The sequence below is a fragment of the Candidatus Paceibacterota bacterium genome (assembly GCA_028714635.1).
Classification (GTDB): domain Bacteria; phylum Patescibacteriota; class Minisyncoccia; order Phycocordibacterales; family JAQTLZ01; genus JAQTLZ01.
The window spans coordinates 16,490-38,145 of record JAQTLZ010000005.1 but is presented as its reverse complement, the minus strand read 5'-3'; the positions used below and the strand labels follow the sequence as shown (position 1 = coordinate 38,145).

Genomic DNA, 21,656 nt, shown 5'->3' with positions numbered 1-21,656 from the left:
CTCTATGAAGTCTTATTCTACCCGGGCATGCTTGCCGAAAGATGCTGAAAAGGAGTTGGAAGCTTTTCCGGAGCTCACTCGTCACCTTTTATTTCATCGGGGTATACAAAATGGTGAAGATGCTAAAACATTTTTAAATCCTGATTATATTTCGCATGTCCATGATCCGTTCCTTCTCTCTGGAATGGAGAAAGCGGTGCAGAGAATTTTGAAAGCGATAGAAAAAAAGGAAAAAATTTGTATCTATAGCGATTACGACATGGACGGAATTCCGGGAGCAATCGTTCTCTCTGATTTTTTCAAAAGAATTGGCTACAAAGAAAATATTCGAGTTTATATTCCGCATCGCCACGACGAGGGGTTTGGATTGAATCATGATGCGATAGAAGACATTGCAAAGGAGGGTGCGAAGCTTCTCATTACTATTGATTGCGGAATTGCTGATCCGAAAGAAGTGGCCCACGCAAATTCGCTTGGTCTTGATGTTATTGTCACCGATCATCATCTGCCTGGGAAAATTTTACCCGAAGCGTTTGCGATCATAAATCCGAAATGTTCTCCGGAGTACCCATTTCAAGATCTTTGTGGTTCTGGGGTTGTGTTCAAACTCGTCCAGGCGCTTCTCTTGAAAAATGATTTTGGTTTGAAAGAGGGAACAGAGAAGTGGCTACTGGACATGGTCGGCATGGCGACCTGTTCGGATATGGTTCCGCTTGTGGGTGAGAATCGTGTTTTTGCGCAATATGGTTTGAAAGTACTACGCAAATCTCCTCGTGTGGGCCTCGTAAAATTTTTTGCAAAGAACCGCGTCAATCAGCGCGATCTTACCGAAGATGATATTGGTTTTACTATTGCTCCGAGAATAAACGCCGCGTCTCGAATGGGCGATCCGATGCAGGCCTTTCGACTTCTCTCGACGGATGATGAGGCGGAAGCAGACGAGCTCTCTGATTATTTGAATCAGGTGAACGATGAACGCAAAGGCGTAGTTGCATCGATGGTCAAAGAGATGAAGAGGAAAATTTCAGAGCGGTTTGCCAAGAAAGAGATGCCGAAAGTTTTGGTGATGGGAAATCCGCTTTGGCGCCCATCGCTTTTGGGACTGGCAGCGAATACTTTAATGGAAGCTCATTCTCGGCCGGTATTTTTGTGGGGCAGAGACGGAGGAGATGGAGAAGGTGCGCTTAAGGGCTCGTGCAGATCGGATGGGAGCGTATCTCTCGTCGGACTTATGCAAGCAACACGCCCAGGAGTATTTGCGGAATTTGGCGGGCACCATATGGCCGGAGGATTCACTGTCATATCAGACAAAGTTCATTTTCTTGAAGAAGAATTGGAACATGCATATGAGAAAGCGCGGGAGGCGTATGAAAAACCGGACGCCCTTGTGGCGGATAAAAAACTTTTGCTCGAAGATGTAAATTGGCAGACCTACGGTGAGATAGAAAAGCTCGCTCCGTTTGGGGTGGGGAATGCGAAACCTGTTTTTCTTTTTGATAAAGTCGCGATCGAAGAAGTAAAGCAGTTTGGGAAAGAGAAAAATCATCTCGAGCTTATCTTTAGAAAAGCAGACGGCAGAAAGGTTTCAGCAATTTCTTTCTTCTCTTCACTTAAAGATTTTGAGGTGCCAATCGAAAAGGGAAGTTCAGTTAATCTTGTCGCCTCGATGGAAAAATCTACCTTCAGAAATTTTCCTGAATTACGATTACGGATTATTGACATTGTATAATATTTAGTATATAATATAACTCGGTAGTTTTTCGATAACATTCACTCTTTTGGGAGACCGGGATCATGTTGATTCTCAGAGATTTTTTCCTTTTGGGCCTAGCCGGCCTTGGGATGGAAGTGGTGTTCACCTGGTTCTTCGCAGCGAAGAGAAACCAGACGAACGTCGTTCATCACCGGATGGCAATGGGGTATAGCCACCCCTATTTCATCATCACTTACGGAACTGTCGCGCTTTTGTTTGCGTGGCAGGGCAGTGCAATTTTCGAGTGGCATTGGATCGGGAGATACTTCTTTTTCACAGCGTATGCGTTCGTCCTCGAGGCGTTGCAGAACCTGTGTTTAAGACTCATCCACGGCCAAGGGCCTTGCGAAGAAGTCTACCGTAGGTCGGGGAAGGCACTTTTCGGCGGATTGGTCCGCTGGGACTTCCCATTTTATTTCGGTGGTGCTGGATTTTTGTTCCAGCTCGCCTACCAGTCAATGCACTAGAGAGATTGAAGGAGGGGAAAATGTTGAGATATCTCGGTGCAGAGACGCTCTTTTTGATGATGATCACCTTGATGCTTTTGGTGGTCTTCATTGTCGCGTGCTTAAGGCCGGTCTTTTAGTATCGCCGATCCGGAGAGGGTCGGCGGTTTTTTTATGTTACAATTTTGCAATGAAAAAGGACGAAATAATTATTTTCACCGACGGGGCCTCTCGCGGAAATCCAGGGCCGGGCGGGTGGGGAGCGGTGATAGCGTTTAGCGGCGAGCGTGGAGCGGATGGCGTGCATGCAAATTCAGCAGAAATGCGGGTTACTGAAATCGGTGGCAGTGAGAAAAAGATCACAAACAATAGGATGGAATTAACCGGAGCAATAGAGGCTTTTAAGTTTCTTTCTTCCTATCCGCTCGCCGCTAAACGCTTTACGCTGTTCTCTGATTCAAGCTATCTTTTGAATGGCATAACTAAATGGGCAAAGGCGTGGGAAGCGAATGGTTGGAAGACAAAAACAAAAGAAGATGTGCAAAATCGAGATTTGTGGGAGAAACTTCTTGATGCGATAGATGGCAAAAATATTGAATGGAAATATCTCGGTGGCCATGTGGGAATCGCCGGAAACGAGCGCGCGGATGAGATCGCAACTTCTTTTGCAGATGGAAGACCGACGAAGCTTTATAACGGAGTGCTTTCCGGATACGGGAGAGACATTTTGAATTTCGATCTCGACAAATCTCTCGCAAAAGAAAAAAGCGCTTCGCGCGCTCATTCGAACGCGAAAGCTTATTCATACTTAAGTCTTATCGATGGGGTGCTTATCAAACATTCGACTTGGGCGGACTGCGAAAAGCGAGTAAAAGGCAAAAAAGCGAAATTTCGCAAAGCCCTCTCGGCTGAAGACGAACAAGCTATTATGAAAGAGTGGGGCGTGAAATAGCAATGCAAAATAAAACTTTTTATATCGTCCTCTCCAGTTTTATTTTGGGAGTTTTTCTTCGATCGTTTTGGGAAATAAGTTTTACGCTTTCCGTACTCCTCTGTCTCGTGAGTGGTGCTGTACTTTTTTATATTTGGTATGTCCGTCAGAAAGAAGAGAGCGGTGAAAATTTTTCTAAGACGATAGTCACCGCGTCGCTCTGCCTCCTTCTCATATCTCTAGGTATCCTTCGTTACAGCATTTCCGAGCGAGGCCGCTACCCGCTTCCTGAAAGGTTTGTCGGGCAAAAAGTTTCCGCCGAGGGTGTCATTACAGAAGAGCCCGATATTCGTGATACTTACCAGAGGCTTACGATTATTCTCCAAAAGATCGCGTCTACTGCTGTTTCGGCGAAAATTATTACAAAAGCCGATCGTTATGCCAATTTTCATTATGGCGATCGAGTCAGTCTCTCTGGTGCGATTACGAAGCCGGAAAATTTTGAACCAGAAGCCGGCGCGCGGGCATTTGATTACGTTTCGTATCTGGCGAAAGACGCTATTTATTATGAGATGAAATTTCCCAAGATTTCTTTGATCGGAGAGGGAGAGGGAAATCCAATTCGTTCCGTACTTTTCAAGATAAAAAATAATTTTATCGAGCACATAAACGCCATTCTTTCTCCTCCGCACTCCTCGCTCCTTTCGGGGCTTTTAGTTGCGGGAAAAGGATCGCTCGGCAAAGATCTGCAAGACGAATTTGTGCGAGCCGGCGCGATTCAGGTCATTGTCCTTTCCGGGTACAACGTTACTTTAGTTTCTGACGCAATCACGAAAGCACTCTCATTTTTACCTCGCACTTCCGCTCTTTCGTTCGGCGCTCTCGGCATTATCCTTTTTGTTGTCTTAGCAGGAGGAACAGCGAGCATCGTGCGCGCGGGGATTATGGCACTCGTGGTGATTTTGGGAAAAGCTTTTGGGCGCCGATATGATGTTTTGCGCGCACTTTGTATTGCTGGAGCGCTTATGATTATCGTCAATCCAAAAATTTTAGCATTCGATCCCTCCTTCCAGTTATCTTTTCTAGCTACGCTCGGTCTTATTCTAGGAGCTCCGCTTATTGCACCTCACCTCTTATTTCTTCCCATCCGTTTCAAAATAAGAGAAACAGTGACAGCTACGATTGCAACGCAGATTTTTGTCTTGCCGTTTCTTTTATATCAGATCGGAAATCTTTCGCTTGTCGCTCTTTTCACCAACACGCTCATCATGATGTTCGTGCCTTTTACGATGTTTGTAGGTTTTCTTGCCACACTTCTTAGCTATATTTCAATCGCACTGGCTTTTCCTCTCACCCTCATTTCGTATGTTTCTCTCTGGTATGAGCTTTTTGTGGTCCACTTTTTCTCTTCGCTCCCATTTGCAGCGGTTCAGATTCCTTGGTTTCCTTGGTGGCTTATGTCTGCCCTTTATGTTCTTTATGCAAGGATACTTTTTCGATTTTACACAAGACGTGAGAATGTGGGGGATTTATTCAAAAACCAGCTATAAATAGAGCCACGCCGTGAACCTGCTAAGGTTGACGACGCGGGATGGGGATAACTGCCCTTTGCAAACCGAGTTGGCGGGGGTATTCTTAATCGCAAGAGAGACTTCTCAATATTTTGAGGAAAGCGATGACCATAAGAGTGGCATCGAGTTTTTTGTCTTTAAAAAAGATTTAAGTGTCGTCATTCATTAATCACATTATAAATAATCAATTATCACAATGAGAAAACCTATTCTCGTCGGTTTCGCGCTCCTCGCATTCACTATTATCTCGCCTTTTCTCGCGGGGACAAACTTACTGTTTACTCCTGTAGGAAATCAAGTTGCACAGGCCGCAGGCCAAACTATCACCATTACCTATCCGGTGGGCGGGAACTTTGCTCCGGGCCAGGCGATGAATATTGCTTGGTTTGCAACCGGGCTCAACACTCAAAATAATAGTCTTGGTTTAACTGTATATACTGCTGGACGCACACTTCTTTCTACAGTAGTGGGGAATCCTGTTTCTGGAGGAGTGGTTTCCTCTTTTGGCTCGTATCCTTGGGTCATCCCAGCCTCTGCGCCTGCTGGTAATTACACTGTCTATATGAGTACTGTAAGCTCATATGCCCAAAGCAGTTTTACCATTGTACTTCCGACTCCAACCCCGGCGCCAGTCCCGGTTCTTCAGGTTTCTTCTGGTGTTCAGCCAGCACCCTTACTTACGCTTGGTTCTGTATCAAATTACCCCGTGCTAAATGTAAATCTTACGGCAGTGGGGGGTAATCTTGCTGTGAACTCGCTTTCAATGGATGCTACGGCAACATCAACAGGCACTTCAACGAATCCTTCCAATATTATTAGTCTTGTTGGAGCGTATAATGCCTCGAGTACGCTTGGTACCACCACTTCTTCCACGGGTAGTACCACAGTAATGCGCACTTTTACCGTAAATCTCCGTCCACCTCTTGCGATTCAAAGAGGAACTACTCAGACTGTTACTTTCAAGATAAACACTACTACCACTCCCGGAAAACTTTACTTCTCTTTTGCTGGAGCGACTGTTACCCTTCCCGGGATTCTCGCTCCATACTCGTCGATTGTGAATGGTCCATTCGGCTTTAATTTGTCTAAATTGGCATTTCGGGCGCCAGATTTGGGAAATCTAGCAGAGTTGTCTGGGGGTATTCATAAGAATGTGAATGTGGTAGAACAATTCGCCTCTGTTCTAGAGTCCTTCGGACATTTTCTTGGGTTTTAAAATCAGGTAGAAAAGTAGCAGCAAAAAATCGGCCCTCTGGCCGATTTTTTGCTGCACCCATTTTTCTATTTCTGTGCGTTCGCGAAATTTTTTTCGATTGTCTCCCAATTCAGATTTTCAAAAAATGCTTCGACATACTTTTTCTTTTCGGACGGAATGTAATCGAAGAGGTATGAATGTTCCCACATATCAAGCATAAGAACAGGACGAGTATCAGTGAGCTGTCCTAAATGCTGTTCATCCATCCATGCATGAGTAAGCTGTTTTGAATTCGGGTCCCAGAGCATCATTGCCCAGCCAATACCGCGAGTGAGCGCGATTGATTTAAATCCCTGAAGCCAAATTTCAAACGATGGTGCTTGTTTTTCTATCTGCGCCTTTAGTTTTGAACCAGAAGAAAGACCCTTCGCTCCGCCTTCTAGTGAGTGGAAGTAGTATTCATGATTTCTCATACCGTCGAATTCAAATGAGAATCGGCGCTGGAGTTCTCCTAAGGCATAAGCATGTTTTTCAGAATCTGCCATGTATTCAGCGATTTTTTCTAGTATCAAATTGGCGTTTTTCACATATCCTGCATAGAGTTTCAGGTGCTCTGTAATAGTTTTTTCCGAGATTCCCTTAAGAGCGGGAATAGTGAACTTTTGCTCTTCATATTTTTGCATATGGGTGTGGATTAGTAGTGATAAAAATCAAGTATAGCATGATACTATGGACGTATGAATCCCGTTAGAGATATTTTGTTATGTACTATGTCTATATACTCAAAAGTGAAAAGAGCGGGAAGTGGTATACCGGAAGTACGGATGATTTACGGAAACGCTTAAAACAGCATAATGATGGAAAATCAACATATACAAGAGCCCATCGACCGTTTATACTTATATACTATGAAGCATGTTCTATTGAAGGAGACGCAAGGTCGAGAGAATTATTTCTTAAATCTGGCATGGGTAAACGCTACCTCAAAAATAGGCTTAAGCGTTTCCTATCTCTAACGGGATGAAAATCCTTCTCATTAACAACGGGGAAGTGCTCTCCGACAAGCTACAAAAAGCTTTGCAGATAAAACACACCGTCGATGTCATTGATTGGAAAAAAGATGAAGTAGGGGACGAAAATAAATACGATCTTATTATTTTGGCTGGCGGTCATGCTGATCCGGTAGTAGGGAATGACAAGATGCTCAAATCAGAAATGGATCTTATCAAAAGAACCAAAAAGCCACTTCTCGGAATTTCTTACGGATGCGAGCTTGTGGCGTTCGTATTTGGAGGTCATCTTGAGAAATTGGAACCTGCTCGAAAAGGGAATGTCGATGTGAATGTCGTCGAACCAGATCCATTGTTTGCAGACTGCAGGCATTTCAAGGCGTTTGAAAATGAGCGCTGGGTCATTACCGATGTTTCTCACGATCTCCAGCCTTTAGCTTTTTCTTCTTTTGGTATCGAAGCGTTGAAACACGTTTCTCGCCCTATTTATGGACTCCAATTTGACCCAGAGGCGTTTGAAGAAGCTGCGTCTGGAGAAAAAATTCTCTCTAACTATTTTAAAATTCTTGAAAGCAGTGTCGCTTAGATGGAGTATTTAAAAGCACATCGACGCTCTGCACTCCTTCTTTTTCTTTTGATTATAAATATTTCTATCTGGTATGCCGTGTCGGCAGAGAGCCGGCATGGCGTTTTGACTGTTGCTGTTTTAAATATCGGCCAAGGCGACGCGATATTCATCGAAGCGCCAAATGGAAATCAAATTATTGTTGATGGAGGTCCTGATCAAAGATTGCTTTCAGAGTTGGGCCACGTCATGCCGTTCTATGACCGTTCGATCGATATGATCATAAATACCAATCCTGATTCGGATCATTACGCTGGATTTTTGGATTTACTGAAATCATACAAAGTCGGTGAGTTTATGGAATCTGGAACAGTTTCAGATACGCCGACTTATCACGAACTGGAAAAAACTGTAGCAGAAAAACACATTCCCAAAATCATTGCGAAGAGGGGAATGAAAATTCTGCTCGACAAAGATGTTTCTCTGTATGTTCTCTATCCTGATCGGGACGTTTCGAATTGGACTTCAAATAACGGCTCAATTGTGATGAAGCTCGTCTATGGAGACACCTCATTTCTTCTCCAGGGTGATGCAACCGCAGAAGTGGAGAAATATCTCATCTCTCTCGAGAAATCTCCGGAATCGAGAGGTTACGGAGGGCTTTCCGGACAAGTACTCAAAGTTGGACACCATGGCTCCCGCACTTCAACTTCAGAAGAATATGTAGAAGCTGTGTCTCCCGAATACGCGGCAATTTCAGACGGGAAAAATAATCGTTACGGTCATCCGCATAAAGAGACGCTTGAAACGCTTCAAAAAAATAATGTAAAAATCCTCCGCACCGATTTGCAGGGGAGAATTATTTTTGAGTCTGATGGAGAAACTATCGCGGTAAAGTAAAAACTACCGCGAGGCAGTGAGAAATGGGAAGGGACCCATTTCGCAAGACCTTTTGAGATTTTTTGGAGAAAAATCCAAAAGGTGTACAGCTCCTGTAAGGAGTTTAAATTATATTAGTCCCGCTTTCTTGAGAACCGGGTAAGCCCCGTGTTTCTGAATAGTCTTGAGTCCTTTTGTTGAAATAGTAACAGTAATGAATTTTTTGAGTTCAGGAACATAAATCTTCTTTTTCTGAAGATTCGGGTAGCTTCGAGTCATCCCGGTAGGGTTGAACTGGGTTGCACGAGTTCGGTTTGAATATCCGCCCCGCATCATTGAAGTTTTTTTGGTTATTGCGCAGATTTTTGCCATATATTTCCTTTTTAGAGAAGTGCGCTCTATGCTATCATAGAAGAATCTCCATGGCAATTATTACCCTTTTTGAATTTGTAATACTCATTTTTTCGATCGTGCTCCATGAGGTGAGCCACGGCTACATGGCTAATTACCTTGGTGATCCAACCGCCAAATATGCAGGCCGGCTGACTTTAAATCCCATTAAGCATGTTGACCCGTTTGGCTCTATTGTTCTCCCCATTCTCTCATTTATAACAGGAGGATTCATCATCGGCTGGGCGAAACCAGTTCCATACAATCCGTACAACTTACGAAACGGCAAAACGGGGGAGGCACTCGTCGCTCTTGCTGGTCCTCTTTCGAATCTCGCAATCGCTCTTATTTTCAGTTTTGTCATTCGTCTTGGGCAAAATCTTTTGCCTTCTTCTTTCGTACTGATAGCGGGTTTCGTCGTCTATATCAATCTCACTCTTATGCTCTTTAATCTCATCCCCGTTTTTCCTCTCGACGGTTCTCGGATTCTCTTCTCTTTTCTACCCGTCAGGTTTCGATATATAAAGGATTGGTTTGAAAAATATTCTCTCTTCTTCCTCCTTATTCTTATATTCTTTTTTCTCCAGCCGTTCTCTCATCTCGTGGACGCTCTTTTCAATTTTTTCGTTCCGTAATCTCTTTTCCTCGGGGCGGGAGCACTACACAATAAATCCTTCTTGGAAGCCACATCTTTTTGTGATTAACTATTGGTGATGAATCCCGTAGTAGAAAATGGCATTGGAGCGAAACAAGAATTTTTTCAATAAATATGAAAAAGTCGGAATTATCAATACATAATATAGAAATCGCATACTTGCTCCAAGGGAGCGATGCCATTTTTCACTAACCGGATGAAAGTGCTTATTGCAGTATCGGTATCGGGGATAAAACAATCCGACCATCTCATGCATATGGTGAAAGAGGATCCGAAAAATATCGCTATTATTTCCTACGGTTCAAAATCTTCCGCTACGAATGATGATCGAAGTGCCATCATCAACATGACCACAAATAAAAATGTGTTGCGCTCGATGGCGCTCGCTTCTCCTGCTGAGTGGGTTCTTTTTCTTGACGATTCTGTATATTTGCCAAAGGGCTCTATCGAAAAATTCTTAAAAGAAGGCAAAGAAATCATGGGAGGGTGGTATCAAAGTTCTGGCGCAGTCGTCTGGAGCACACTTTCCGAAAACAAGGAAGGACGATTTGAATTTTTTACGAAACCCGAAAAGGGTACTGCTGAAGTGGGAGCGCTTGGTCTCGGCTGTCTTATGGTCCACCGTCCAACACTTATGAAAATCGCTTTTGAACCTGGCTTTGAGCACGTCTCTCTTATAGATGGAATGAAACAGAAGGACGGCCCGTTCCCGCATATGGGAGATGCTCTGGCCTTCGCTTTTTCTGCAAAAAAGATCGAAGAGAAAATTGCGATGGTGGGAGATGTTGTCTGTGGGCCGGAAATGCTCGCAAAAGAAGAAAAAACAAAATAATTCTATGCCTAAAGTACTTGCGATCATCCCCACAAAAGCAGAGATCGAGCCGAGAGCCCTGAAAGCTCTTCAAGCTCAAGACTATCCGGATTTCGGATTCCTCAATACTGTTCTTCAACCGACGAACCTCCATCCAGATCCGGAAAAAAATCGCGTAACGAATATCGTGGTGAATCGAAACTATGCTCGCAGGCTCGCCCTCGCGACCGACGCGGAATGGTTTTTCTGGATTGATTCTGATGTTGTTATTCCTCCTCATACTATTTCTGAATTTATGCGCCACCGTCTTCCTTTTATGGGAGGCTGGTACAAAAAGATGGCGGGGAATGATTGGGTATCAAGCCGATGGGTTGCAGAAGGCCTTTTCTATCTTTTTCAAGAACCGCAAAGGGGAGTTCAGCCGGTGGACATGATGGGACTTGGGTGCGTTATGATGCATCGCAAAGTTTTGGAGCGGATTGATTTCAAGCCAGGCACGGAAGTCTATTTACGAGACGTCTTTGGGCGAAGTTATTTCTATGCGGAATGCATGTATTTTTGCCAAGAGGCCATTCAGAACGGCATTCGCCCGCACATCCTCGGAAGCATCATTTGCGACCATATAGAGAAGAAAGTAGGGTAGGAATCTGTATTTAGAAATGAACCAGAAAAAAGTATATTCTCTCGTTGGGTATATAACCTCTTTTTATGACGCTCTGGCTTCTCTCGTCGGATATAAAAAATCTGTCGAGTATTTTGTCGCGCAACTGCCGTTTCCTGAAGATGCCGAAATAAAAGTGTTAGATGCAGGATGCGGAACGGGATTGTATTCATTCGCAGTATTGAAAAGATTCAAAAACGCAAAAGTCATTGCGTTTGATTTGAATAAAAAATTAGTTGAATATGTTGCGACAAAAGCATCTAGAAATGTATTGTCTGACCGACTGAGCCTATTTACAGCCGATATTTCGGGGCCACTTACAGAAATTGAAGATAAGAAATTTGATTTAATAATAACCGCGGGGGTCTTGGTGTATGTACCACACGAGAAAACTGTCAGGAATCTTTCCCGCTTTCTCGTTATGGGAGGGTATTTCTTCGACTCTCCGAATAGAGACAGCACCTGGGGTAGATTTGTTTGCAAAATATATGCCTGTAGACCATATCCTGCAGAGGAAGACATCTCTGTCTTTGTCGATAATGGGTATGTGCTAGAGAAAGATATAAAAGTATCAAAGAACCCGGCCGCCTCATTTAAAGACGCCCATATTTTTAAGAAGACCGGGGCTTTAGCACCGTAGGTATCTGGGCTTGCTTTTTTCCCTCTATTTCGATAGAGTACTGAGACTGTTTTCAAGCAGTTTTTATTTTGTAAATGCCGACAATCAATCAATTAATCAAGCGAAAACGAGTTCCGCTCAAACGCAAGCCAAAAGCGGTTGCTTTGATGCGCTCTTTTAATGCTTTGAAGAACCGACCGAAATTCCTCCCATCTCCATTCAAGCGAGGTGTGTGCACGAAAGTAACCACAAAGACTCCAAAGAAACCAAACTCTGCTATCCGAAAGATCGCTCGTGTACGACTCACCAATGGTCTTGAAGTTACGGCTTACATTCCAGGAATCGGCCACACTCTTCAGGAACACTCCGTAGTGCTTCTTCGAGGGGGACGAGTAAAGGATGTCGGACTTCGCTACACTATTGTACGAGGAGTTCTCGATGCGACTGGCGTAGAGAAGAGAATGAAAGGACGAAGTTCATACGGCGCAAAGAAACCAAAGGCTGCCAAAACAGCGTAAAGCGTGAAGCGGTTAGGAAATTCAAAAAATAAATTACCAAATAATTACTATACGCTCCCCGCTAAACGCTATCCGCTATCAAACACATGCGAAGAAAAATAAAAAACCGAAAAGTTGTTGGCCCTGATATGGTATTCAATTCTCCACGCGTGGCGAAGTTTACCAATTACCTCATGCTCTCTGGCGAGAAAAGTATTGCTCGAAAGGTTGTTGCGGATACATTTGAGCTTCTCAAAGAAAAAGCAAAAGTAGCTGATCCTGTAGAATTTTTGGAATCTGCTCTTAAGAACACGACTCCTCTTATGGAAGTCCGCTCACGACGAGTCGGAGGCGCCAACTACCAAGTTCCCCGAGAAGTCCGAAAAGAAAGACAGCAAGCGCTTTCAATGAAATGGATTATCGAAGCTGCCCGCTCAAAGAAAGGAGCAAACATGCACAAAAAACTCGCTGATGAAATCATCGCAGCTGCGAAGAATGAAGGGGAAGCGGTAAAGAAGAAAGAGAATACTCATAAGATGGCTGAAGCAAATAAGGCATTTGCCCATTTCACCTGGTAAGTTATCTTAAATAATCTTAAAAAAGATCCAAAATGGATCTTTTTTGTTGTATACTTATCTAATATGAATCTAAAAGATCTTCTTAGGAGACCAGAATTTTATGATATTTTTGGCGTACCGATTTGGATTTTTCTTATTGTATTGACAATTTGGTCTTTAAAAACTGGCTTACCAATGCCGACGTGGACGATTATTGTTCTACTTTTCATTGGAATTCTTGGACTGATTGTCGATGGCGGAATGGTTTTTGCAAAGTTTTTGAGAAAGGGAAACAGATAAAACTTTTCCCTTTGCTTTTTTTCAACTTTTACGGTACTCTAGTGTCACGTTAATCAGGGCCTTCGGGCTTTTTATATTTACAAATAAATCATGGAAAGAGACTATCCACTCGCAAAAGTTCGTAACTTCGGAATCATCGCGCACATCGACGCCGGAAAGACCACCACGTCCGAGCGAATTTTGTATTACACCGGAGAAATTCATAAGATCGGCGAGGTGCACGAAGGAGAGACGACGACTGACTGGATGGAACAGGAACGAGAACGAGGTATCACGATTACTGCCGCTGCGATTACTTGTTTCTGGAACAAGACCGATCTTCCAGACCGCTCAAAGAAAGAAACAAAATATCGTTTCAATGTTATCGATACCCCAGGGCACATCGACTTTACTGTGGAAGTGAAGCGATCTCTTCGCGTGCTCGACGGTGCTGTCGTGGTATTCGACGGAGTAGCCGGTGTGGAACCCCAATCAGAAACCAACTGGAGATACGCGGATGAAGGAAACGTGCCCCGAATCTGTTTCATCAACAAGCTCGACCGAACAGGTGGAAGCTTCGAGCGATCATTCCAATCAATTCTCAATCGTCTCAATAAAAACGCTGTGCGAATGCAGCTTCCTATCGGAGAAGAAGAAAAATTCGAGGGAGTTATCGATCTTCTTAAAATGAAAGCGTTCTATTTCGAAGGAGAAATGGGAGGCACTATTGTTGAAAAAGAAATTCCTGCCGAATATCTTGAATCTGCACAGAAATACCGAAATGAGCTCGTAGAAAAGATCGTTGAACGAGATGAGAAACTCATGAATGAGTATTTTGAAGGAAAAGTTCCTCCTGTGGATGTTTTGAAAAAACTTCTTCGAGAAGCGTGTCTCAAAGTAGAAATCGTTCCTGTATTTACCGGTTCTGCACTCAAAAACAAAGGAGTTCAGCTTGTGCTCGACGCCGTCGTTGATTATCTTCCATCTCCGCTCGATATTCCACCTATTAAAGGAATTGATCCAAATACAGATCAGATTATTGAACGACACGCTGATGATTCTGAACCATTTGCTGCACTCGCATTTAAACTCCAAAGCGATCCATTCGTTGGACAGCTTACTTTCTTCCGCGTCTATTCTGGGACACTTGAAGCAGGTTCATACATCTACAACGTCACAAGTGGAAAGAAAGAAAGACTCGGCCGAATCGTTAGACTTCAGGCTGACAAGCGTGAAGAAGTGAAGAAAGTATTCGCTGGAGAAATTGCCGCTGCTGTGGGACTGAAAGAAGCAAAGACTTCTGATACCTTCTGTGATGAAAATCATCCAATCATTCTTGAAAGAATTAAATTCATGGAGCCGGTGATCTCCCTTCGAATCGAACCAAAGACAAAAGCCGACCAGGAGAAAATGGGATTTGCCTTGAAGCGTCTTTCTGATGAAGATCCTACTTTTAAAGTGGTTGCCGATTCTGAAACAGGGGAGACGGTTATTAAAGGTATGGGAGAGCTCCAGCTTGAGATCATGGTTGACCGAATGAAACGAGAATTCGGAGTGGAAGCAAATGTCGGCAAGCCTCAAGTGGCATACAAAGAAACGATTCAGGGCAGTGCTGAAGCTGAACACAAATACATCAAACAATCTGGAGGTAAGGGACAATACGGACACGTGCGCATTACGATCAAACCTCTTGAACCGCTTGAGCTTGCAGAAGGAAAGAAAATTCCGAAGAACGTACACCGAGAAGAAGAATTTGAATTCATCGACAATATTAAAGGAGGTGTTATCCCAAATGAATTTATTCCTGCTGTTGAGAAAGGTGTGAAGGAAGCAATGGAGCGAGGAATTGTTGCTGGATACAAAATGGTAAATGTTTCTTGTGAACTTACCTTCGGTTCATACCACGACGTGGACTCGTCTGAAATCGCTTACAAAATTGCCGCTTCGCAAGCTTTCCAAGATGCTGCAAAACGAGCAAAGCCAGTTATTCTTGAGCCGATTATGAAAGTGGAAGTTGTCACACCTGATAAATTCATGGGAGACATCACTGGACACTTGAGTTCGAAGCGAGCGGTGATCGATGGTATGAGCGAGAGGGGAATGAACAAAGTGATTGATGCAAAAGTTCCGCTTGCTGAAATGTTCAGTTACGTCACTACTCTCCGCTCGATGTCAGAAGGCCGAGCAAGCTACACGATGGAATTTGATCACTATGAGGCTGTACCGCCGAATGTGGCTACTACTATTATTGAAGCTAGAAAGTAATCTTTTGTTTATTTTGAGCGAACTGCTTCGTTGGAAGCTTGCGTTTGCTTCTGCGCTGTAGGAGTACTACAGCTTAGGCGCAAGCCGCACTTCCGCCTCGCATTTCATCTCAAAATAAACAAAATCTCTATTACTCTCATGCACGAAAAAAGGCCCTACTAGGACCTTTTTTCGTGCTGTGGATAACATTGACAAAAAGCCTATTTTACTGTTAAATTAATATAGCTTAGGATCTGTTTCCGAGCGATGCAAGTAAGAAACAGGGCAGTACCTTTAAAGGGGGATTTCATGAAAGCATTCATGATCATGTTTCTTCTCGTGGCATGTTTTTTTGTTCGCGCAGAGGAAGAGAAACCGATCTCTAGCTGTATCGTTGGCATCTGGACTAACGACAGCCTGTTGTTTGATGACCAGCCCTACCACCTCTATCAGGTAGTGAGGTTCGGTGAAAACGATTACGGCCTTCTCGTCTACACTGCAATCCGCTCTAACGGCAAGTGGACGCTGACATTGGGAGAATTGTGCCGTGGCTGGATGACCTCGTTTCGTGGCGACACCTTTTTCCGATTCGAGTGTCTTACTGGTGTCGGTAACAGCGACAAGAAGTCCGAGCGTTCGGCGGTTGTCTATCGGGTGCGTCTCCAGAAGGATGGAACGATAAAGGTCCGCTGGGTCTATAGCACGAAAGAGAGCAAGCGTTCAGACGCTTTTGCTCTCACAGAGACACCCGAAGACCTTCAAGAGATAATGGAGGCCGAGCAAAGTCCCGATTATATCTACGGTGACGATGAAACCCAGTTCTCAAAACTGGAATTCACCTCTTCGCAGTGAGGTTACAACTCACTCATCGCAAAAGCCACGCCAAAAGCGTGGTTTTATTATTTAGCAGAATTTTTATACTTGTACACACATGTTGTGAGACAGGAAGAGCTAGAGTTGCTAAAATAAAAGAATGCAAAAGACAAGGATCTTTTCTCTAGTATTTCTTTCGCTAGTTTTTTTTCTTTCCTTCTCTGGAGTTGCCCGAGCCGACGTTTTACCTCCCCAAGTCTTTGCACCAGGAGATCATATACTCGACAAGATATTGATTGACGCGAATGGAGAACAGCATATCTTCGGGCCGCTCATATTTATATATACTACTGTTGGAGGTACAGACTATACCGTAGTGATGTTGGGGTACAGAGTTACCGAAAAAGGGCAAGTCTGTATTATGGGATGGGATGGATCATCTAAACAAGTCAAAATAGCAGATCCAAACAAAAACGAATGCATTGACGAGAAAAAATTCGAGGATTTGATGCTTCAATATTTAAATAGTCATGCGAGAGATAAGATAACGATACTAAATAAATCAGTTGCATTGTATGGCTCTCCACCAAACGGGGGCTTCAGCTTTCATTTCTTGGGAAATGGGGCTTTCGATCCTATTACTAGAAAAGGTGAAACTGACGGACCAACCGTATCTGGACTTATAAATGATAAATTCCCCGACAAAGGTGTCCATCAAGGAGATTTAAGAAAGGGTGCCAACGGAAAATGGGAATTTGTGGGGACACCCGTTTTTTCCTCGCTTAAGGTAGCTGCATATCCTCCCAAAATAGCTTTAAATGGAGGCGGTGATGCCACAGCTGAACCTAAAGATCAAAATGGACAAAAATTTACAGGGCTAATTCCTGCAATTAAATGGACTTCTGGGACTTGCGTGGGTATTGATGAAAAGGGGCACTATAGCGGTAATAAAGTCGGAGATTGCGATGTGATTGCGACAAGTGGGAAAGTTGTAGGGAAAGCGGGTGTCACTGTTGTTAGCGGACCTTTTTTAAGTGTAACTCTCGTCGCGAATCCCCATACTCCTGACAAAATCTTTGTGAGAGATCCGTCGTACGTCATTGCTACTTGGGTAACTGACCAAGACCCACCATACACAATGACCTACTCGTGTGGTGATGGAGATACAAATGGGCCAATCGATACTTCAGAAACAAGTTTTAGTTTTCCTACTTGTAGTTATGGGGAGCCTGGTATCTACTTTCCTAATATAAAAGTCAGCGCGAAAGCGCCGGAAGCTTTTGATGAGGAGAAAGATTCTGTGACAGTTATCGAGAAGCCCGTGAGCGATGATACTAGTAATGCAGTTGTAAGCGCTGATCCAGGATGTTACAGGATTCCTCTCCTCAATCCTCCTCTTCAATATTGCCCGCCAGCAAGTATACTGCCTCTGCCAATTTCACCTCCACCACCGCCCGCTCAGAATCCCCCAGGCCTTCAGGGTGTTCCGCCTAATGATTTTCCAGAACCCGTAGAACCTCCCGATATCACAGAGCCGGGGAATAGTGGGATGTTTCCTCCTCCATCGCTGAATGTTCCTCCAGATAAAGTCCCGCCACCACCGCCTGATGATAATACTCCAGCTACAGATGAACCATCCGCTGATGCCCCGCCAGATGATGGAACTTCTGCGCCACCCGATGACGCGACTGCACAAGAACCTTCTGCTCCGGAACCTGAAACTCCAAAAGATGATATCGGAAAGTTTCCTCCTGCCGCGGAAGAACCTCCTGCAACACTGGAGGACGAAACCGATCAAGGTTTTTTATGTCCCTTTTTCAAAAATCATATAGAGCCTATTTGGCCTGATCTTCTTGGACCCATCGGACCTTTTATCTGTCCTCCCGCAGACACTCCTCCGGCCGATACAACTCCGGCAGACACCGCTCCACCAGCTGATAATTCTCCAGCAACTGGAGGGCCGGCTGATGGTGGTTCAAGTGGAACAGACGGAACTCCTGGTTCTGGTTCAGGTTCTGGAAATTCAAACAAAGGTCCTTCCAGTTGTAAACCCAAATATACAGCAAGTCCGTGTGATTCGAATCAAATAATGACATATTCGAATCTTGGCCAGAACTCAACGCAACCTGAAGCGGATAGGGCGCATAGGTCGTACCCAAGCCTAACAGATTTTTGTAAAGACATCCCTACTAAGCAATGTTCTCCGGATAATGACTGCGAGAAGAAAAATATATATTGCTATACAAAAGGGTATGACAGTAAAGGCAGATATGCATTTACTCCTGTCAGTCGTAGTAAAGGGGAACCTGGTAGAGATGGTGGGATTCAAGCCTGCAGTTGCGGTTCAGGAATTTCGAACACCTCAACTTCATATTCCAATCCTAATACCACAGTTCCCGATTCTGCTACCAATGGGAATGTAAATAACTCATATTCTAATCCCGCTCCAACCGCAATTCGTCACAGTGGCGGAGGGGGAAGTTCGGGCACCAATAGAACCACTACGACACCGCAACCCACGGCTGCTCCGACAGCTGCTCCGACAGCCACTTCGGGAACTGTCCCAGATACAACACCTCCAACTGTTTCCATTACTTATCCCGCTTCAGACGCCACTGTCTCCGGAATAGTGACTGTCTCTATTAGCGCTTCTGATAATGTTGGAGTGGCTAAAGCAGACTTTTACATTGACGATAGTTTTATCGGAAACGACACTTCCGCGCCATTTAGTTATTCTTTTAATCCGGGCTCTGCAGGTGAGCATATTCTTACCGTACTAGTTTATGATCTTTCAAATAATCCCTCATCAGATTCTGTTTCATTCTCCACAAGCGGAGGCGGGGCAACCTCAACCATTCCGCCCACTGTGACTGCAGCACCTACCCATACTACGGCAGCAAGTGCGACCGCGATTCCCACCTACTCCGCAGTCTCGACTTATACTACAACTTTCCCTTCATATAGTGGGGGAGGAATGGTAAGCGGTCCTAGCTCCTATTTCTATCAAAAAAATCTTGCGGAAGCGACGGCCTCGATTCTCGAAGCTTTTGGTCATTTATTGGGATTCTAATCGCCGGGGTTTGGTTGTGGATGCGTTTTTATAAGGGATGTATATAATGTATTGAGTCATATTTATTACTAAGTATCATTTTTGTATGAAGAAATATCTATCAACTCTTGGATTAGGAGCATCCCTTCTTGTCTTGGGCCTTTCCGCTTTTGTGAGTATTGCCGGAGCGGTAGGCACTGCAACAAATTCCGTTTCGGTTCCTTATGTCGTGAGCCAAAGAGCTCTGCCTATAAACGGGATTGAAACAGTTGCGTTAGAGCTTCTTGTCCCCGGGGGTGTGGCGGTCTCTTGGAACATAGATTGGGGTGAACAGGGGACGGCAGATGAAAAAGGAGTTTTGCAGGCTCAATCTTCCGACCGGAAAGAAGTTTTTACGCGTACTCATAAGTACACAAAACCTGGCCAGCACAAGATTACCCCGACTTTTTCAGGAACTTCTTCGAGCGCCCCTTCTGTTCCGGTGATTCCAAATGGAAAAGATTTGTCTTCACACGTTCTTGTACGAACCAATCCTCTTTTGCCTTATGGCGGTGCTGCTTCGTCCCTTCGTTTCAGCGCGATCGTAGTCTGTCCTCCGCCAAGTACGGGGCTTGGTCACTCTACGGGTCTTACTGAATGCTTTGTTGATTTCAAGCGTCCAGGGAGCGCCCAAGCTGGCAAAGTAGCAGTATGGGAGCTTGAAGGAAGAACACAGACTGCATTAAAATCGGGTGTGGATATAAATTGGGGAGATGGGAAGACATCTCATGTAGACAGTACTGTAGAGACAACTGCGACTAACTTTGTCTTAAGCCACACTTACCCAGCGGTTGGAGTATACAATGTGAAATTTACTCTCTCTAGTGGTGTGACACTCGCCGATACCATCCGCGTAGTTCGTCTCCCAGCAAGTCAGACAGCAGATATTCCTCCTCCGGTAATATCAGGGGGTGACGGAGGCAATTCCACCGCCTCTCTCTCATTCACCGCAAATGGCCAGGCTGTCTCATCCATTTCAGTATTGCCGACTGATTCAGTCACGCTTGCTTGGAAATTAAATGATCCAGTTCATACAGACCCGGTAGCACTTTGTACAAAATCTGGAAGTTGGAGCGGGTCCGGTCTTGCTTCCGGGAGTGAGTCCAAGTCTTCTCTTTCTCTAGGACAGACATACACCTACAGCATCACTTGTATAAATCTTTCTGACTCTCTTCATCCAAGCTTCACGAAATCGATAACAGTAAATGTTGTATCATCAACAACTGATTTGCCTCCTTCCATAACTTCTGTCTCTACAACAGGAGTAGTCGGAATGTATTATATTAATGGTTCTCGGTTTACTTCTGACACGAAAGTCAATTTTGACAGTAGATCACCGATTTCCGGTTCTCTCCAGAGTTCAGCGGGTTTTCTCTTTACTCTCTCTCCTCTTCCTTCTTCTGGAAATCATACGGTGTCCGTTACTAACAGCAAGGGTACGAGCAATAGCGGGACTTTGACGATTCCTGGGGGAGATACCCAATCAATTACGGTCATTAGTCCGAATGGGGGAGATCGTTTCGTAACCTCAAATGGAATCATTCCTGTCTTGTTTGGTCTGAATCTGGACGCAAGCCATATCAGGATTCATCTTCTTAACTCTTCTGGTGCAGACGCATTCACTTCAGCTCTTATTTCCAGAACTGTGGCGGGGAATGTTACGAATCAACCTAATGTAAATAATTACACTAAGCTCAATATTAATTCCTCTTGGAGCGGATCGTTCAAGGTAAAAGTATGTGATGAAGATCGTAACGTGTGCGATGAAAGCAACAATTCATTCTCGATCAATGCCGGGTCAGATACCACTCGACCAACTCCTCCCACAAGCTTTACTGCGTATGGTGTTGGCGCCAATAGTCTCTCGCTTCAATGGAGCGGTGCTACCGATAATGTGGGAGTCACAGGCTACACCATCACTCGTGACCCAGGCGGTAGCGGTAGCACCCTCACTCCCAACGGTGCTTATAGCGGTACGGGTGTTACGGGTCTTTCTCCTGGAACTAGATATACTTTCACAATTACAGCTAAAGATGCGGCGGGCAATGTCAGTGTAGAGAAGACGGTTACAGTGACAACTACGAGTGCAGGTAGTGGCACACCCCTCTCTTGCTCTGTCTCTGCGACACCTTCGAGTGCGAAAGTGACCCAGTCAATTACATTTACAGCAACTGCAAGTGGGGGCAGTGGATCTTATTCCTACGAATGGTTGTTTAGTGGTTCTTACAGATCTCCAACAGATAATAATATATTCAACATAACCTACACCACTCCGGGGTCTTACACCGAGTCAGTAAAAGTCACCTCTGGCGGTCAGACAGTCACATGTTCTACGCCATCGATATCTGTACTTGCTCAAGACGCGTGTACATCTGGGGTATTGAGTATTGTCACACCTTCTCAAAATACAACGTGGGCAGTTGGAAATCATGAAGTAAAATATTGCGATGATGTTCGTGTCAGTAACATCAAGGGTATTTATCAAGATTTAGGCGGAATTAGCCATCAATTATTCCTGCTCAGTAATAGCGGTACTGCACCGAAAACAACCACTGTAAACATACCAAGTACTTGGCCAAAGGGTGCTGGGTCTCTCTGGATACAGACAAATGCTGGAGACATTATCTCTCCTCTAGTGCGTGTTACTTTGCAATAGGTGGGGTGTCAGTAATAGCTAGAAACAAGAAAAACC

General features: G+C 44.4%; 21 protein-coding genes. 19 read left to right on the top strand and 2 right to left on the bottom strand.

Translation table 11 applies throughout. From position 1 onward, the window contains the following. The first annotated feature begins 4 nt into the window (after positions 1-4). From recJ to PHS53_04025, 5 genes are all read left to right on the top strand, one after another. Positions 5-1,729 (top strand): single-stranded-DNA-specific exonuclease RecJ, encoded by a 1,725-nt coding sequence (gene recJ / locus PHS53_04045; GenBank protein MDD5357290.1) that lies wholly within the window; start codon positions 5-7, stop codon positions 1,727-1,729. Positions 1,730-1,794: 65 nt separating this feature from the next. After that, on the top strand, positions 1,795-2,220 hold the full coding sequence (locus PHS53_04040; GenBank protein MDD5357289.1) for a hypothetical protein: 426 nt from the start codon (positions 1,795-1,797) through the stop codon (positions 2,218-2,220). A 169-nt stretch (positions 2,221-2,389) separates the two neighbouring features. Continuing rightward, complete coding sequence (locus PHS53_04035; GenBank protein MDD5357288.1) at positions 2,390-3,151, top strand: ribonuclease HI; 762 nt, start codon at positions 2,390-2,392, stop codon at positions 3,149-3,151. Positions 3,152-3,153: 2 nt separating this feature from the next. Beyond that, entirely contained in the window at positions 3,154-4,680 is a 1,527-nt protein-coding gene (locus tag PHS53_04030; protein ID MDD5357287.1) for a ComEC/Rec2 family competence protein, read from the top strand. Between the two features lie 217 nt (positions 4,681-4,897). Then, a complete protein-coding gene (locus PHS53_04025) occupies positions 4,898-5,917 on the top strand; it encodes a hypothetical protein (GenBank protein ID MDD5357286.1) in 1,020 nt (339 codons plus the stop codon). A gap of 65 nt (positions 5,918-5,982) precedes the next feature. On the opposite strand, the gene PHS53_04020 is transcribed toward PHS53_04025, so the two are convergent. Further along, entirely contained in the window at positions 5,983-6,579 is a 597-nt protein-coding gene (locus tag PHS53_04020; GenBank protein ID MDD5357285.1) for a Fe-Mn family superoxide dismutase, read from the bottom strand. Positions 6,580-6,659: 80 nt separating this feature from the next. Here PHS53_04020 and PHS53_04015 point away from each other — a divergent pair, with 80 nt between their 5' ends. The 3 genes from PHS53_04015 to PHS53_04005 are packed head-to-tail and all read left to right on the top strand — an operon-like array spanning position 6,660 to position 8,371. Then, a complete protein-coding gene (locus tag PHS53_04015) occupies positions 6,660-6,920 on the top strand; it encodes a GIY-YIG nuclease family protein (protein MDD5357284.1) in 261 nt (86 codons plus the stop codon). Further along, the gene (locus PHS53_04010) at positions 6,917-7,492 is read left to right on the top strand and encodes a hypothetical protein (GenBank protein ID MDD5357283.1); all 576 of its coding nucleotides are present in this window, start codon (positions 6,917-6,919) and stop codon (positions 7,490-7,492) included. The genes PHS53_04015 and PHS53_04010 overlap by 4 nt, the downstream gene beginning before the upstream one ends. Next, entirely contained in the window at positions 7,493-8,371 is an 879-nt protein-coding gene (locus PHS53_04005; protein ID MDD5357282.1) for a ComEC/Rec2 family competence protein, read from the top strand. It begins immediately after the preceding gene. Positions 8,372-8,479: 108 nt separating this feature from the next. On the opposite strand, the gene PHS53_04000 is transcribed toward PHS53_04005, so the two are convergent. Further along, positions 8,480-8,722 (bottom strand): bL28 family ribosomal protein, encoded by a 243-nt coding sequence (locus PHS53_04000; protein MDD5357281.1) that lies wholly within the window; start codon positions 8,720-8,722, stop codon positions 8,480-8,482. Between the two features lie 50 nt (positions 8,723-8,772). On the opposite strand from PHS53_04000, the gene PHS53_03995 reads away from it, so the two are divergent. The 11 genes from PHS53_03995 to PHS53_03945 all read left to right on the top strand — a co-directional run bounded on the left by PHS53_03995 (position 8,773) and on the right by PHS53_03945 (position 21,620). Further along, positions 8,773-9,375: a site-2 protease family protein gene (locus PHS53_03995; GenBank protein MDD5357280.1), complete on the top strand. Its 603-nt coding sequence runs from the start codon at positions 8,773-8,775 to the stop codon at positions 9,373-9,375. Positions 9,376-9,570: 195 nt separating this feature from the next. Continuing rightward, positions 9,571-10,227: a hypothetical protein gene (locus tag PHS53_03990; protein MDD5357279.1), complete on the top strand. Its 657-nt coding sequence runs from the start codon at positions 9,571-9,573 to the stop codon at positions 10,225-10,227. Positions 10,228-10,231: 4 nt separating this feature from the next. Further along, positions 10,232-10,849: a glycosyltransferase family A protein gene (locus tag PHS53_03985; GenBank protein ID MDD5357278.1), complete on the top strand. Its 618-nt coding sequence runs from the start codon at positions 10,232-10,234 to the stop codon at positions 10,847-10,849. Between the two features lie 16 nt (positions 10,850-10,865). Continuing rightward, the gene (locus tag PHS53_03980) at positions 10,866-11,507 is read left to right on the top strand and encodes a class I SAM-dependent methyltransferase (protein MDD5357277.1); all 642 of its coding nucleotides are present in this window, start codon (positions 10,866-10,868) and stop codon (positions 11,505-11,507) included. Between the two features lie 74 nt (positions 11,508-11,581). Further along, positions 11,582-12,004: a 30S ribosomal protein S12 gene (gene rpsL / locus PHS53_03975; protein ID MDD5357276.1), complete on the top strand. Its 423-nt coding sequence runs from the start codon at positions 11,582-11,584 to the stop codon at positions 12,002-12,004. A gap of 86 nt (positions 12,005-12,090) precedes the next feature. After that, positions 12,091-12,561 carry a 30S ribosomal protein S7 gene (gene rpsG / locus PHS53_03970; protein MDD5357275.1) on the top strand — a complete coding sequence of 157 codons (471 nt, stop codon included), beginning with the start codon at positions 12,091-12,093 and terminating at the stop codon, positions 12,559-12,561. A gap of 63 nt (positions 12,562-12,624) precedes the next feature. Next, positions 12,625-12,840: a hypothetical protein gene (locus PHS53_03965; GenBank protein MDD5357274.1), complete on the top strand. Its 216-nt coding sequence runs from the start codon at positions 12,625-12,627 to the stop codon at positions 12,838-12,840. Between the two features lie 90 nt (positions 12,841-12,930). Further along, the gene (gene fusA / locus PHS53_03960) at positions 12,931-15,084 is read left to right on the top strand and encodes an elongation factor G (protein ID MDD5357273.1); all 2,154 of its coding nucleotides are present in this window, start codon (positions 12,931-12,933) and stop codon (positions 15,082-15,084) included. A gap of 288 nt (positions 15,085-15,372) precedes the next feature. Beyond that, entirely contained in the window at positions 15,373-15,915 is a 543-nt protein-coding gene (locus PHS53_03955) for a hypothetical protein (GenBank protein MDD5357272.1), read from the top strand. A 121-nt stretch (positions 15,916-16,036) separates the two neighbouring features. Continuing rightward, positions 16,037-18,946: an Ig-like domain-containing protein gene (locus PHS53_03950; protein ID MDD5357271.1), complete on the top strand. Its 2,910-nt coding sequence runs from the start codon at positions 16,037-16,039 to the stop codon at positions 18,944-18,946. A gap of 85 nt (positions 18,947-19,031) precedes the next feature. Further along, a complete protein-coding gene (locus tag PHS53_03945; protein ID MDD5357270.1) occupies positions 19,032-21,620 on the top strand; it encodes a fibronectin type III domain-containing protein in 2,589 nt (862 codons plus the stop codon). Positions 21,621-21,656: the final 36 nt, after the last annotated feature.

Excerpts from the sequence above, each read along its gene's own strand:
- recJ (MDD5357290.1), top strand. The coding sequence starts at position 5 with ATGAAGTCTTATTCTACCCGGGCATGCTTGCCGAAAGATGCTGAAAAG.
- PHS53_04040 (MDD5357289.1), top strand. The coding sequence starts at position 1,795 with ATGTTGATTCTCAGAGATTTTTTCCTTTTGGGCCTAGCCGGCCTTGGG.
- PHS53_04035 (MDD5357288.1), top strand. The coding sequence starts at position 2,390 with ATGAAAAAGGACGAAATAATTATTTTCACCGACGGGGCCTCTCGCGGA.
- PHS53_04030 (MDD5357287.1), top strand. The coding sequence starts at position 3,154 with ATGCAAAATAAAACTTTTTATATCGTCCTCTCCAGTTTTATTTTGGGA.
- PHS53_04025 (MDD5357286.1), top strand. The coding sequence starts at position 4,898 with ATGAGAAAACCTATTCTCGTCGGTTTCGCGCTCCTCGCATTCACTATT.
- PHS53_04020 (MDD5357285.1), bottom strand. The coding sequence starts at position 6,579 with ATGCAAAAATATGAAGAGCAAAAGTTCACTATTCCCGCTCTTAAGGGA.
- PHS53_04015 (MDD5357284.1), top strand. The coding sequence starts at position 6,660 with ATGTACTATGTCTATATACTCAAAAGTGAAAAGAGCGGGAAGTGGTAT.
- PHS53_04010 (MDD5357283.1), top strand. The coding sequence starts at position 6,917 with ATGAAAATCCTTCTCATTAACAACGGGGAAGTGCTCTCCGACAAGCTA.
- PHS53_04005 (MDD5357282.1), top strand. The coding sequence starts at position 7,493 with ATGGAGTATTTAAAAGCACATCGACGCTCTGCACTCCTTCTTTTTCTT.
- PHS53_04000 (MDD5357281.1), bottom strand. The coding sequence starts at position 8,722 with ATGGCAAAAATCTGCGCAATAACCAAAAAAACTTCAATGATGCGGGGC.
- PHS53_03995 (MDD5357280.1), top strand. The coding sequence starts at position 8,773 with ATGGCAATTATTACCCTTTTTGAATTTGTAATACTCATTTTTTCGATC.
- PHS53_03990 (MDD5357279.1), top strand. The coding sequence starts at position 9,571 with ATGCCATTTTTCACTAACCGGATGAAAGTGCTTATTGCAGTATCGGTA.
- PHS53_03985 (MDD5357278.1), top strand. The coding sequence starts at position 10,232 with ATGCCTAAAGTACTTGCGATCATCCCCACAAAAGCAGAGATCGAGCCG.
- PHS53_03980 (MDD5357277.1), top strand. The coding sequence starts at position 10,866 with ATGAACCAGAAAAAAGTATATTCTCTCGTTGGGTATATAACCTCTTTT.
- rpsL (MDD5357276.1), top strand. The coding sequence starts at position 11,582 with ATGCCGACAATCAATCAATTAATCAAGCGAAAACGAGTTCCGCTCAAA.
- rpsG (MDD5357275.1), top strand. The coding sequence starts at position 12,091 with ATGCGAAGAAAAATAAAAAACCGAAAAGTTGTTGGCCCTGATATGGTA.
- PHS53_03965 (MDD5357274.1), top strand. The coding sequence starts at position 12,625 with ATGAATCTAAAAGATCTTCTTAGGAGACCAGAATTTTATGATATTTTT.
- fusA (MDD5357273.1), top strand. The coding sequence starts at position 12,931 with ATGGAAAGAGACTATCCACTCGCAAAAGTTCGTAACTTCGGAATCATC.
- PHS53_03955 (MDD5357272.1), top strand. The coding sequence starts at position 15,373 with ATGAAAGCATTCATGATCATGTTTCTTCTCGTGGCATGTTTTTTTGTT.
- PHS53_03950 (MDD5357271.1), top strand. The coding sequence starts at position 16,037 with ATGCAAAAGACAAGGATCTTTTCTCTAGTATTTCTTTCGCTAGTTTTT.
- PHS53_03945 (MDD5357270.1), top strand. The coding sequence starts at position 19,032 with ATGAAGAAATATCTATCAACTCTTGGATTAGGAGCATCCCTTCTTGTC.